We start from the raw sequence: 12628 nt of genomic DNA on the forward strand, positions 1-12628 counted from the left end.
GCGATTGCTTATGCTGGGGCGCGAGGCGCGTGGCGATCCGAGACGAACGAACGGGCAGAGGGGCGGAAGGCCGCCGATCGGCGTTCGTGCTCGTGGCCCTCGCCGCAGGCTGCGGGAGCCCCCCGGCGCTCGACGCGAACGGAGCCGCCGGCGAGCGCTCGATCGGGATCCGAAGCGCGATCGCCGGCCGGCCCATGAGCCGCGGAGACGCCGAGCGCTACATGCTCGACCTCATCAACCGTGATCGCGCGGCGCAGGGCCTCTCGGCGCTCCCCTGGGACGAGACCGCGGCGCGCGCGGCGCGACGCCAGGCCGAGGACATGGCGGCGCGCGGGTTCACGGCGCACTGGGGCTCGGACGGGTCGGTGCCGGAGCAGCGCTACACCGAGGCCGGCGGCGAGGACGTCGCCTTCGAGAACGTCGGCTGTTTCGTGGACGCGAGCGCCTCGCCGCTCGCGCTCGACGCGCCTTACATGGCGGAGGGGCTCGATCGGTTCCAGCGCGCCTTCATGGACGAAGAACCCCCGCACGACGGCCACCGCCGCAACATCCTGTCGCGGTGGCACACGGCGGTGGGCGTGGGCGTGGCGCAGGTCGAAGGCAGCCGCATCCCCTGCGTGGCGCAGGAGTTCGTCGATGATTGGGGCACGTACGAACATCTGCCCCCGAAGATCTCGGTCGGCGACTTCGTCGACATCCGCGGCGAGCTCCGCGCGCCGGCCGAGCTCGCCATCGTGGGCATTTCGCGGATCGACGCGCCGGGCCCGCGCGCCCCGCAGGACCTCAACCAGACGAGTGACTACCTCGTCCCCGAGGCGTACGAGGCCTACCTGCCGCGACGCCTCAAGACGCCGTTCCCGCGCCCCCGCGGCGTGCTCTCGCTCCTCGGGAGCACGTTCTCGCTCGGGACCTACCTCGACGACGAGGGCAAACCCGGGCTCTACGAGATCAGCATCTGGGCGAGGTTCCCAGGCGTGAACGAGGAGCGCCTCGTCTCGCTGCGTACGATCGACGTCGGGTCGCGCGCGCCCTGATCCGCTCAGCCCGCAGCCTTCCGCGAACGCCTACGCCACAGCCCGATCCCCGCCAGCGCCACGCCGATCGACGGCCCGAGCGGGCTCTTGCTCGACGTGCGCGCCTCCTCGGACCAGGCGCAGCCGCCCGAGGTCGCGTCGAGCGTACCGTTGGACCGCCAAACATCCTCGCCAATCGCGAGCTCCCGCGGCGACTCGATCGACCGACCCGCATACCGCACGTCGACGATCAGCTTCGAACCTGCCCTGCCGCGCTCGCCCGCGACGGCGAACCGGAAGAGCCCGTGCCGCACCTTCGTGATCGGCTGCACGATGACCCCGCCCGTCACCGAGAGCTCGAGCTCGGTGCCCGCGATGCCGCTCGCGATCTCGCCGTCCTCGCGCCGAAGCTCCACCGTCCCCCACACGGGCCACGTCTCATCGGGCCGCGCGTACGCGCTCGACAGCACCCACCAGCTCTTCTCGACGCTCGGCGGGCCCGACGACGCCTGCTCCTCCTCGAACGCGCGCCGCGCCCCTTCGAGGTCGAGCGCGCCCACGCCGAGCTGCGTCTCGTGCCGCACGGTCCCCTGCGGCCATCGCGCGCCGGCCTGGAGCAGCTCCGTCACGCGCGCCTGCGTCAGCGTGGACTGCCCGTTGCGCTGCCGATCCAGCTCGAACAGGAGCGCGACCGCGCCCGCCACGTGCGGCGCCGACATCGACGTCCCCGCCGTGACCGCGTGCGTCTCGTCGACGACGTAACAAGGCTCCCCCTTGGGACAACCGGATCCATCGAAGAGGCTATTCACGACCGTGCGCGGATCGGCGTCGCGGCTCATCGCGGCTGCAATGAACCCGCCCGGCGCGCTGATCTCGGGCTTCGCCACGCCGAACGGCGTCGGCCCGGCCGCGCTGAAATAACAGACGTCGTCGGGCTGCCAGTCGATCCCGTTCGCCGGCACGAGCTGGATCGGCTCGGTCGTGAGCGGATCCCAGCCGATCCGGTTCAACGTGCAGCCCACGGCGAGCAGGTTCGGGTGGCTCGCGGGAATCGAAATCGTCCCTTGCTGCACGGCCTTTTCGAACGCGAGCTTCGCCCCGCCCAACGGCGCCACGTCCCCTTGCCCCGTCACCCAGAGCTGCGCGTCGCCGTGGCCCGAGAGCCGGATCGTGAACGCGCCCTTGTCCCACGCGCCGAAAAACGCCACGACCGCGCTGTTCGTATCGGCCGACATCGACGTATTGCCGTTCACGAGGCGGTTGATCACGGCCGCCGACGTCTTGCCTTCGCCCTCATACCCGAGTTCGTCGCCCGGCTCGACGAGCCGGATCCAGCTCTCGCCACCGGGCGCATCGAGCCCGACGCTCACCTCGTCGCCGGGCCGGAACGTGATCCACACGTAGCCCTTTCCGTCCTCCGATTTCGGCGTCGCGATGGGCACACGCACCTCGGCGCCCTCCGTCACGCGCACCTCCGTGTGGATGCCGAACGGCCCGCGATCGCCGCGCCCGTAGAGAGCCCCGCTGTTGCCTGCGGCGGTCACGATCGCGCGGCCGGGTTTGTCATCGCCGATGAGCGCGGCGAGGCCCTTCTCGAGCGGGCTCGTGCCGTCGTGCGGCCCGAAATCCGCGCCGACGCTGAGGTTCACGACCGTCGGCAAGCCGAGCTCCTCGCCGACCTCGAAGATGAACCGCGCGGCGTTGAGAACATCCGTCTCCTTGAAACCTGTCTCCGACGGAGGGCTCGCGATGACGAGCGTCGCCTCGGGCGCGATTCCCACGTATTTCGGCGTGCCTCCGTTCATGAGCCCGCCGTTGCCCGCCGCGATGCTCGTCACGTGCGTCCCGTGGCCCTCGGCGTCGCGCGGAAGATCGAGCTTGGATTGCCCGCTCATCATCGCGTCGAGATCCGCGCCCGAGAACACGGCGCACAGGCCTTGCGGCGTCGAGCCGTCGCAGCCGAACCGCTCCTCGATCTGCGGGTGCAGCCCCGCTGGCTTCCTCCCCCACTGAAGCATCCACACGACGCGGGTCTTGCCCGTCGCCGTGCGGAAGTCCGGGTGCGCGACGTCGAGCCCCGTATCGATGATCCCGACGACCACGTTTTTGCCCGTACCCATGCTCGTCGCTGCGCGGAACACACCGACGCGCGTCCACGTCCCCGACACGTCGAGCAGCGGCAGGAGTGGCGGCGAGATGGTGAGCGCGAGATCCGGGTGCGCGGCGGCGAACGTGTCGACCTCCTCGGGCGCGAGCCGGATCGCGCCCACGCCCGGCGCGACCTCCAAGACCCCGAGCGAACGCGCGTCCTTGCCCGGCGGAAGCATCACGCTCAAGGCCACACGGCCAGAGTCGTCCGCGAGCGGGTGGACCTTCGTCGGCGAATGCAGGAGCCGCACGAGGGATCGCGCGGGCGCGCCGTCGGCGCGGGCGAACGTGGCGGAGAGGAGGATCAGCGGCAGGGCCGCGGAAAACGCGAGGAGCGGGCGGGCACGCACGGGCCCATCTTACCGCATGGCTCAGACGGGCGGCACGATGTGCTTCTTGCGCGGCCGCTCCTCGACTTTCCCGGCGTACCGGGAGAATCGACGCGCGATCTCGTCGCGCAGCGCCGTCGTCGGCACGATTCCGTCGATCACCATCTCGCTCGCGAGCTTCACGAGATCCACGTCCTCCCGGTACTCGTCGCGCAGGCGCTTCACCATCGCGTCGCGCTCGGGCCCTTCGGGGACGGCCTGGATCTTGTTGTAATACACCGCGTTCACCGCGGCGCTCGGGCCCATCACGGCGATCGAGGCGCGCGGCAACGCGATACACGCGTCGGGCTCGAACGCCGGCCCGCACATCGCGTAGAGGCCCGCGCCGTAGGCCTTGCGCACGATGACCGAGAGCTTCGGCACCGTCGCTTCGCTCACGGCGGCGATCATCTTCGCGCCTGCGCGGATGATGCCCTGCTTCTCGACGACCGTGCCGATCATGAAGCCCGGCACGTCGGCGAGGTAGAGCAGCGGCACGTTGAACGCGTCGCAGAGCCAGATGAACCGCGCCGCCTTGTCGGCCGAGTCGACGAAGAGCACGCCGCCCTTGTGCTTCGGCTGGTTCGCGACGATGCCCACGACGCGCCCGTCGATGCGCGCGAAGCCCGTCAGGATCTCCTTCGCCCAGAGCTTCTTGATCTCGACGAAGCTGCCCTCGTCGATGACGGCGTCGATCACCACCATCATGTCGAACGGCTTGTTCTCGTCGACGGGGATCAGCTCTTCGAGCGGCTTCTGCCCCGGCTTCGGCGGCTTCGCCTCGATCTGCGCCGGCGTCTCCGTGCAGTTCTGCGGCATCATCGCGAGGTAGCGCTTCGCCCAGGCGATCGCCTCTTCCTCGCTCTTCACGAGCACGTCGCCGCAGCCCGACTCCGAGCAGTGCATGCGCGCGCCGCCGAGTTCTTCGAGCGTCACCTTCTCCCCGATGACCATCTCGGCCATGCGCGGCGACCCGAGGTACATGCTCGCGTTCTTGTCGACCATCACCACGACGTCGCAGAACGCGGGGATGTACGCGCCGCCCGCGGCCGAGGGCCCGAACAGCAAGCAGATCTGCGGGATCTGCCCGCTCATCTGCACCTCGTTGTAGAAGATGCGCCCCGCGCCGCGACGGCCGGGGAACATCTCGATCTGGTCGGTGATGCGCGCGCCCGCGGAGTCGACGAGGTAAAATAGCGGGCAACGCTGGCGCGCGGCCGTCTCCTGGATACGCAGGATCTTCTCCACCGTGCGGCGGCCCCACGACCCGGCCTTCACCGTCGAGTCGTTCGCCATCACGGCGACCTGGCGACCGCCGATCGTCCCCGTCCCGATGATCACGCCGTCGGCGGGCAGCTCGGGATCAACGGCGTTCGCCAGCGCGGCGTCCTCCACGAAGCTGTTCGCGTCGAAGAGCAGCTCGATCCGCTTGCGCGCGAAGAGCTTCCCCTGCTCGAGGTTTTTCTCGTGGTACTTGGGCGCCCCCCCGCGCTCCACGCGCGCGGAGAGGTCACGGAGCTTTTGATCGTCGAGCGACATGTCCCGCGCGGCATAGCGCTACTTTCGCCGCGCCAAAAGCTCCCTCGCCGCGCCCTCGAGTTCACCGGCGGTCCGGGCCACGAGGACACGGCTCGCTGCGGCTGCATACCGCGGCATCGCGCTGTCTCCGGTGCCCCAGGTCGCAGGTGGCTCGGGGCAGATCCAGAGCACCGATCCCGCGCGCCGGACGAGCCGCTCCACGACCGAAACCTCCTCCGGAAGGAAATTCGTACGCCCGTCCCCCAGGATCACGACGGTCGTGCGCCGATCCACGCCGCGCCCGAGCCGCTCCTCGAACGCGACGAGCGCGCGGCCGTAGTTGGAGTTGCGCGTCCGATCGACCACGCGCCCGCTCTCGATGGCCGCGAGCGCCGCTTCGGGTGACTTCCGCCGGAAGAGATCGGTCGTCTCGCCGACGTCGCTCACGAACACGAACGAGCGTGTCTCCATGAAGAGCTCCTGCGAGGCCGCGACGAGCTCCAGCATGAAGCGCGACGCGAGCCGCACCGAGTCCGACACGTCGCAGAGCAGCACGAGCCGCGGCTTGTCCCGACGTCGCACGCGCCGCGCCGGCCGGAACGGGATCCCTCCCGTGCGCAAGCTGCGGCGGAGCGTGCGATGCGGATCGATCCGACCTCGCCGGCTGCGTTTCTTCCGCACCCGCTCGGCGCCCCGCAGCCGCTCGGCGAGCCGCCGCAACGCCCGCCGCACCTCGGCCATCTCCTCCGGCGAGAGCGATGAAAACGGCCGATCGACGGCCCGCGCGGCCTGCTCGTCCGCCTCGCCGAGCTTGCGCGCGAGCGACAGCTCCACGTGCGCCCGCACGCGCCGCTTCATCGCGTCGAGCTCCTCGCGCAGCGCCGCCGCGAGCGCGGCGCCCCGCTCCTCGCCGAGCGCCTCGCGCAGCGCGTCTCGCATCCGCGTGAGCGCGCTCCCGAGCGCCGGGATCCCGAGCCTCTTGTTGACCTCCTGCGTGAAAAACCCGGTCTGCAGCGCGCTCGTCATCGGCGCGAGCGCGCGCGCGATCCCCGACGACGCAAGAAGCTGATCGAGCTCCAGCGCCTCCCCGGTGAACGCCAGCATCCCCGCCGCGTCCCCCGACGCGCGTTGCGCCGCCGCCGTGAGAAGCTCCCGCAACGCGGCGAGCTCCGCCTCGGAGAAACCTCGCACCCGGAGCCGACTCCAGAGGTCCCCGAGGTGCGCGCGCTCCTCCGAGAAAAACCTGTCGAAACACGCCCGGAACAGCGTGAGCTCGTCCTTCTTCGTCGCGAGCACCGCGCCGAGCCCGTCGCGCAGCGTCTGCCGATCGGAAAAACCCACGAGCGCGGCCACGCGCGCCGCGTCGATGGCCTGCGCCGTCGAGACCGGCAGGCCCTCGCGCCGCAGCACCCACAAAAGCTCGTCGAGGACGCGTAACACGCTCGTTCGCTCAGCCCGATGGCGAGGGCTCGGCGAGCAGGCTCGCGACGACCTTCTCGAGCGTCGCGCTCTGGCCGGGCCCGAATCCCACGAAGACCTCGCGGATGATCCCCTTCTTGTCGACCACGAACATCGTCGGCAGCGAGCGAATCCCGTACAGAGCGGCCGTCTTGTCGTCGGGATCCGAGGCCACGGGGTAACTCATCTTGAGCTCCGTCGCTGCCTTCTCCGCGACCCCCGAAGGCTCACCCGTGAGCCCCACGATGGAGAGGCCTTTGTCGCCGTACGCCGCGTGAAGCCGCGACAGATCCTTGGAGATCGCGCGACACGGCATGCACCACGAGGCCCAAAAATCGACCACGACCACGCGTCCGCGCAGCTTGCCGATGTTGTCCGGTACGCTCCCTGCCACCTTGTCGAGCGGCTTCCACGTCGGCGCGAATGTCCCGATCTTGTCGAGCCGCAGGACCTCGTCCGCGCCGGGATGCGCGATCGGAACCACCAGGTGCTCGCGCTCGGCTGCGCCGCGCCGGACCTGCAGCTTGAGCATCGCGCCGGGTCCCACGATCGCCACGCGCGCGATGAGCTGCTCCGGTTTGTCGAGCGCGACGCCGTCCGCCGAAAGGATCACGTCTCCATCGACGATCCCGCCCGAGCGCGCGGGCGAGCTCGTCACCACGTGCTTCGCGACCACCCCTTTGCCCGCAGGCCCCTGCGCAAGCTCGATCCCGATCCACGCGCGCCGCGCGGCTTGATGCTCGGCCGATGCCTGCTCCGCCGGGGCCATCGTCATCGCCGTGACGACCCCGATCCCGAGCAGCCCGCGGAGCACGGCAGCCTTCGCCCGAGACCGTCCTCGGCGGGATTTCGCCCGGGAATCAGCGCTTTGCATCGTTCGAGTGTAGCATGCGGCCATGCGCTGCTCCTGCCGAGCGCTCGCTCTCTCCGCCACGCTCACGGCCGCTTGCACGCCTTCCGCCGACACGAATAGCTCCTCCGCCGCCGATCCTTCGGCATGGTCGACCGAAGGCGCCGCGCCGCGCCCGACCTCCTCCGCCCCGACCGTCCCCACGGCGCCGCACCGCTGGGAGCTCGCCGATCGGCTGAACTCGCTCCGCAAGGCCACGCCCCGGGCGCGCTCGCAACACCTGGCGGGCGAACACGACGCCGAGGTCCTCGCCAACGACGAGGCCGCCGCCTACCCGGCGCTCGGCCCGCAGCGACCGCTCGCCGCCGGCGCGGTCCTCGTCGAGGCGCTCTACACGGCGGGCAGCTCGGACGTCGCCCTCTACTTCGCGATGGCCAAACGGGCCTCGGCCCAGGGTGGGGAATGGGAGTACCTCGTCGTACGTGCCGACGGCCAGGTCGAGCAACGCGGACGGCTCGCGTTGTGTGAGCGTTGCCACACCGAGGCCCCCGACGACCACGTCTTCGGTCGGGCGCGCTGAGCCGCGAGGTACGCAAACGTTGCGGCCTTCGTCGGGGACCACGACACCGATGCCTGGATCCGCGGGAACGGCGTCCCCCGTTCCAGCACGAAACCCGCGAAGAAACGCCCGCATTCCTTGGAGAGCGCGTGCCGGACGGGGGAACCCGGATCCGATGGCACGGCTGCTGCTCTAGTCGAGGTCGCTGCATCGTCGGTCTCCGGCGGTGTTCGCTTACCTTCCTCTGCAGGACTGCTTTTCCTCGAGAGCCCCGGCTTCGGCCGCTGCTTTCGCTTATCCCCCGGGTGTTGGGCTACGTCCGGCGGATCGCTTGGCTTACGACACTTGGCTTGCTGACGCTTGGCTTGATCGTCTGACTTCTTGGCTTTGCCTCTCTCCCTCGACATCGCTTGAACGGCCTTGAACGAGCGTACAAAGCGCGCGGCGGCTCCCCTGGACCGCCGCGCGTTGCTTTTTGTGCGTCCACGTCCGGGAGATGGCTCAAAAATCTCCGCGCAAAATGCCCCGAAAAACAGGGGCCGTCGAAAGGCCGGACGATTTCTTCTTGACAGAACCGCCCGGGCCGCTTAAACGCCCCACCTCGTTGTCGCGCAGCAATACGCGACGCACCCGCGGGGGAACTCGTGTATCCCGTGGTACAACTTGACGATTGCGCCCATAGCTCAGCTGGATAGAGCATCGGCCTACGAAGCCGGGGGTCGGAAGTTCGAATCTTCCTGGGCGCGCCAAACCCCTCTCCCATCCCATCCTTTCGAGCGCTTCGAGCAGCTCGCATGACGGATGGGCCTTTTGATGACGAGTTCGGAGAATCCCACAGCGCTCGCGGACGCCGCGACCGCCGACGAGCAAACCCTCGCACGCGACGCGGCATTCATGCGCGCGGCCATCGAGGAGGCCGTGGCGGCTGCCAACTCCGGTGACGTGCCCGTCGGCGCGGTGCTGGTGGACGCGGCGGGCACGATCGTGGGCCGCGGGCGCAACCGGCGCGAGCTGCTCCAGGACCCGACGGCGCACGCGGAGGTCGAGGCCCTCCGGGACACAGCAAGGCAGCGCGGCGCCTGGCGGCTCGCCGGGCTCACGGTGTACGTGACGCTCGAGCCCTGCCCCATGTGCGCCGGCGCCCTCGTCAACGCGCGCGTCTCGCGCCTCGTCTACGGCTGCACCGACCCCAAGGCCGGCGCCGTCGACACGCTCTTCACGATCGGCCGCGACCAGCGCCTGAACCACCGCTACGAGGTCCAAGGCGGCGTCCTCGCGGACGAATGCGCCGGGCTCCTGCGCGCCTTCTTCGCCCCGCGCCGCAAAGAAAAGGCCGACCCCGGCCGCTAGTCCTCGGGCGGCTCCGGCGCCTCGCCGTTGCCCTCGCTCGCCGGCGACCCCTCGCTCCCCGAGGGCTCTTGCGAACGCGCGGCGCGCTCCGGCGCGGGCTGTCCGCGGACCACGGTCTCGCGCAGCCCCTCTTCGAGCTCCTCGTCGCTGATCCACTTCCGGCGATGCGCGACGTCCATGAGCTTGCGCAGGTAGTTCATCCAGCCTGGGCTCACGGCGCCGCCGATCGCGAAATGCTGCTGCTTCGGGTTCGGCAGGATCGACGAGATGTAGAGCGCCTGCCCGAGCGAGAGCTCGGAGGCCGACGTGTTGAAGTAGTACCGCGCGGCCGGGCCGATCCCGTAGATCATCGGGCCGAACTCGACGACGTTGAGGTAGAGCTCGAGGAGCTGCTCCTTCGTGAGCTCCTGCTCGAGGTAGGTCGTGAGCACGGCCTCCTGAAGCTTGCGCGAGAGGTTTTTCACGCGGTCGAGGTAGAGGTTCTTCGAGAGCTGCATGCTGAGCGTGCTCGCGCCGCGCACGAAACGGCCTTTGCGCAGGTTCTCCCGGATGGAGTTGCGGATGGCCTCGTTGTCGAAGCCGCTGTGCCGCCGGAAGCCGCTGTCCTCCGTGGTCAGTACGGCCGTCTCCATGAAACGCGAGATCACGCTGTACGGCACCCAGCCCGGCGTGCCGGGCCCGCTCTCGATCTCGACGCGCTCGCCGGCCGGGCCGAGCACCGAGCGGCGGAACGGCTTGCGCCACCGCGCCGCGTCGACCTCGGGCGGCACCTCGGTGATCCGACACGTGTTCGAAAGATCCCACGCGACGTCGAAATCACGATCGAGCTTCGCCGTGTCGAAGCGCGTATGTCCTTTGATCGCCAACGATCCGGCCATCCGCATGCCCGCGATCCGCGGCACGAGCCCCCGCGGCGCGGCGTCCATGATCGACTGGCACGCCGTGAGCGGCACGTCGAACTCGGCGCGGACACGGTGCCCCTCACCCATGCGATCGTAACGGCCGTGCGCGAGCAGGCGCACGGCGCCGAGATCAACCTCGCCCTCGTCGACGCGGATCGACGAGCCGTCGAGCGCGGTCTCGCCGCGAAGCCGGAACGCGAGCTCGAGGCCCGCGATCGGCTCGTCGGAGAGCGCGTCGCTGCGAAGCGAGAGGTTTTGCACGCGGCCGTCCCCGTCCACGCGGAGCTGCTTGCCATCCGCGGAGAGGACGAGGTGCGAGCGCGTCGTCAAGGAGGTCTTGGCCACGTCGAAGAGGCCGAAATCCCCGTCGCGGATCCCCAGCGTCGACAGGTACAGGGGCCCGCCCTTCACATCGGCGACGATCTCGCCCTCCGCCTCGCCAAACGGAACGCTCAGCGAAAACGTGAGCGCTTGCTCTTCTTTTTCAGCGTGCGCGCGCGGCGAAAGCTCGACGAGCATGCGGCCCGCATCGCGGCGAACCACGAGGGATCCCGGGCCGAGGTTCAGCGCGTCGCGCCCACGACGAACCTGCGCATGAAGGCTGTCGAGCTCGACCTTCGCCCCCTGTTCGAGGACGGCGTCGAGCAAGGTCGCGCCGCGGACGAGCTGCGCCCGCACGGCGGCGCCTCGCGGCGAGGCTTTCCCGTGCTTGGCTGCCGGCTCGCGCGCCTCGCGGGACGGAGATTCGTTCGGCGGCGCGGGCGCGCCCTCGACGGGCTTTGCTTCCTCGGGCGGTGCCGGCAGGGTGAGGGTCGCGTCGAGCGAACGCGCCGAGAGAGCGGCGACGCGGTACCCACCTTCCTGCTGCTTGATCAGCGTGAGATGGCCGCCTTGCACGGCAACGGCGACGGGCCCGACGGTGATCGTCGCCTCGGCCGCCGAGAGCCCGACCTTGCCCTCCTGGCGGGCGAAGTTCACGTCGCTTGCGCGAACGGACTCGGTGGGTACGTCCCGGCGGTCCTGCCAGGTGATACGCAGCCCCTCGAATTCGGCGTCTGTCTTGCCTGCGCTCGAGCTCTCCCCGCCGCCCGTGGAGGACCTCCCGAGGTACCGTTTCTGCCACTGCTCGGCCTCGCGGAGCACGACGTCACGCGGCCCCACGGCGGAGACGTCGCCTCCTTGCAGGGCGATCTTCTTGCCGCTCCAACCGAGCGCGACGTCGATCGTCTCGAACCGCACGTGCGCGCTGGGGACTTCCGGCAACGAGACCTGCACGCCGCGCAGCTTCACGCCGTGCAGCGAGGGACGCACTTCGTCGATCTCGACCGCGGCGCCATAACGTTCCGCGGCCCGCGCGGCCTCGTGGCGCACGATGGGACCGAAGGAAACGACGGCCGCCAGTGTTGCGACCGCGCCTCCTGCCAGTGCCAGCTTGACGCGCCGTGAAGCCACGAAACCCTTGCCTAGGGTAGCAACGCCTGTCCGCAGGAAAATAAATCAGCGAGCCGAGCTGCAGAGCAACGAAGCGATCTAAACCACATTCGGCAGCCAGGTGGACGGACGGTCGAGGGACAGGAAGCGGCCCAAGCGGCGACGGCCGCGGGCCTGGGGGCACGAGGCCCGGAGGCCTGGCGCGTGCGCGGACGTGAGATGATGGAAAAAGAAAAGCCTGCAAGCTTTCACTTGCAGGCTTTAGAAAAGACCCGGCGGCGTCCTACTCTCCCACTGAGTCACCCCAGCAGTACCATCGGCTCCAAGGAGCTTAACTTCCGAGTTCGGGAAGGGATCGGGTGTGGCCTCCTCGATATCACCACCGGAAACTATGTGTCTTCACGAAGGCCCCGTTGTGGTGAGGTTGTCTTCGTGGTCGCGACTTCTTTGCAACTTCAAACCGCGGGTCCGCAGGACATGAAGCGCTCGAAATCACATTCGAACATGCGCGCGAACGCTGCACTCGTTGATGGACCGGCAGCGGTCCAAGCAACAAATGGCACGGTATTGCGGGCACGAAGCCCGGTGCGCGGTTCGCCCGTGAACGCGAGGTTACGGAAAAGAAAAGCCTGCAAGTTTTCACTTGCAGGCTTTAGAAAAAGACCCGGCGGCGTCCTACTCTCCCACTGAGTCACCCCAGCAGTACCATCGGCTCCAAGGAGCTTAACTTCCGAGTTCGGGATGGGATCGGGTGTGGCCTCCTCGATATCACCACCGGAAAATTTGGGTGTCCACGAAGGCCCCGTGGCGGTGGGGTTTTCTTCATGGTCGCGTCCTATCGCAGCTTCGAGCTGCGCGGATTCGGTCACCCGAACTCCGCGCGCGAGCTTCAATGTTGCCTTAGAGGTATGGTCAAGCCGCACGACCGATTAGTACCGGTTAGCTCCGCGAATTACTCCGCTTCCACACCCGGCCTATCAACCTCGTGGTCTACGAGGGGTCTTTAGGAGCCTTGCGGCTCGGGACACCTA

General features: G+C 69.1%; 8 protein-coding genes, 1 tRNA gene and 3 rRNA genes. 4 read left to right on the forward strand and 8 right to left on the reverse strand.

Annotation, left to right across the window (positions count from 1 at the left end; genetic code table 11):
- Nucleotides 1–29: 29 nt before the first annotated feature.
- Nucleotides 30–1034, forward strand: coding sequence for a CAP domain-containing protein (locus QHF89_RS23185; RefSeq protein ID WP_136968129.1), 1005 nt, complete (start codon nucleotides 30–32; stop codon nucleotides 1032–1034).
- 5 nt (nucleotides 1035–1039) lie between these two features.
- On the opposite strand, the gene QHF89_RS23190 is transcribed toward QHF89_RS23185, so the two are convergent.
- Genes QHF89_RS23190 through QHF89_RS23205 form a run of 4 tightly spaced genes read right to left on the reverse strand, consistent with a single transcriptional unit; the run spans nucleotide 1040 to nucleotide 7319 of the window.
- Nucleotides 1040–3511, reverse strand: coding sequence for a S8 family serine peptidase (locus QHF89_RS23190; RefSeq protein ID WP_136968128.1), 2472 nt, complete (start codon nucleotides 3509–3511; stop codon nucleotides 1040–1042).
- A gap of 21 nt (nucleotides 3512–3532) precedes the next feature.
- On the reverse strand, nucleotides 3533–5068 hold the full coding sequence (locus QHF89_RS23195; RefSeq protein WP_136968127.1) for an acyl-CoA carboxylase subunit beta: 1536 nt from the start codon (nucleotides 5066–5068) through the stop codon (nucleotides 3533–3535).
- Between the two features lie 18 nt (nucleotides 5069–5086).
- On the reverse strand, nucleotides 5087–6487 hold the full coding sequence (locus QHF89_RS23200; protein ID WP_136968126.1) for a VWA domain-containing protein: 1401 nt from the start codon (nucleotides 6485–6487) through the stop codon (nucleotides 5087–5089).
- A gap of 10 nt (nucleotides 6488–6497) precedes the next feature.
- Nucleotides 6498–7319 carry a TlpA disulfide reductase family protein gene (locus tag QHF89_RS23205; RefSeq protein ID WP_170229183.1) on the reverse strand — a complete coding sequence of 274 codons (822 nt, stop codon included), beginning with the start codon at nucleotides 7317–7319 and terminating at the stop codon, nucleotides 6498–6500.
- Between the two features lie 82 nt (nucleotides 7320–7401).
- Here QHF89_RS23205 and QHF89_RS23210 point away from each other — a divergent pair, with 82 nt between their 5' ends.
- From QHF89_RS23210 to tadA, 3 genes are all read left to right on the forward strand, one after another.
- Nucleotides 7402–7935 (forward strand): hypothetical protein, encoded by a 534-nt coding sequence (locus QHF89_RS23210; RefSeq protein ID WP_136968125.1) that lies wholly within the window; start codon nucleotides 7402–7404, stop codon nucleotides 7933–7935.
- Between the two features lie 651 nt (nucleotides 7936–8586).
- Nucleotides 8587–8663, forward strand: a tRNA-Arg gene (locus tag QHF89_RS23215).
- A 64-nt stretch (nucleotides 8664–8727) separates the two neighbouring features.
- Entirely contained in the window at nucleotides 8728–9264 is a 537-nt protein-coding gene (gene tadA, locus QHF89_RS23220) for a tRNA adenosine(34) deaminase TadA (protein WP_284720842.1), read from the forward strand.
- On the opposite strand, the gene QHF89_RS23225 is transcribed toward tadA, so the two are convergent.
- The 4 genes from QHF89_RS23225 to QHF89_RS23240 form a co-directional block, all read right to left on the reverse strand.
- Entirely contained in the window at nucleotides 9261–11537 is a 2277-nt protein-coding gene (locus tag QHF89_RS23225; RefSeq protein ID WP_136968124.1) for a biosynthetic peptidoglycan transglycosylase, read from the reverse strand. The genes tadA and QHF89_RS23225 overlap by 4 nt on opposite strands.
- 330 nt (nucleotides 11538–11867) lie before the next feature.
- A 5S ribosomal RNA gene (gene rrf, locus QHF89_RS23230) occupies nucleotides 11868–11984 on the reverse strand.
- Between the two features lie 275 nt (nucleotides 11985–12259).
- Nucleotides 12260–12376, reverse strand: a 5S ribosomal RNA gene (gene rrf, locus QHF89_RS23235).
- A gap of 129 nt (nucleotides 12377–12505) precedes the next feature.
- A 23S ribosomal RNA gene (locus QHF89_RS23240) occupies nucleotides 12506–12628 on the reverse strand; the annotation flags it as partial.

This window comes from Polyangium sorediatum (assembly GCF_029946465.1).
Classification (GTDB): domain Bacteria; phylum Myxococcota_A; class Polyangia; order Polyangiales; family Polyangiaceae; genus Polyangium; species Polyangium fumosum.